The sequence below is a fragment of the Nocardioides oceani genome (assembly GCF_030412965.1).
Taxonomy (GTDB): domain Bacteria; phylum Actinomycetota; class Actinomycetes; order Propionibacteriales; family Nocardioidaceae; genus Nocardioides; species Nocardioides oceani.
This window is the reverse complement of the sequence record NZ_JAUHJQ010000101.1, coordinates 1-298: the sequence shown is the minus strand read 5'-3', so window position 1 is coordinate 298 and position 298 is coordinate 1. Positions and strand designations below refer to the sequence as shown.

At 68.5% G+C, this 298-nt stretch carries 1 pseudogene; it reads right to left on the bottom strand.

The window, feature by feature from the left end:
- A pseudogene (locus tag QWY28_RS23430) lies at positions 1 to 298 on the bottom strand (sodium-dependent transporter); the annotation flags it as partial.

Sequence of the window (298 nt, the reverse complement as noted above, 5' to 3'; positions counted from 1 at the left end):
CCCGACGTGCACCGAGCTGTGGTCGTTGAGGTGGGCGGCCAGCTGGGGCAGCGCCCGCAGGCCCCACACGACGACGACCATCGAGACCACCGCGACCAGCAGGATGCCGAACTGGTTGATGAAGTGGTCGACGATGTCGAGCACGTGCAGGCCGCTGGTGGTGCCCAGGAACAGCACGCTCACGGTGGCCATCGGCAGCGCCACCACCAGGGTGGCCGCGACCCGGCCGATCTCGAACTTGTCGCGCACCGCGGAGATGACCACCTCGGTGATGGAGATCAGCGACGTGATGCCGGCC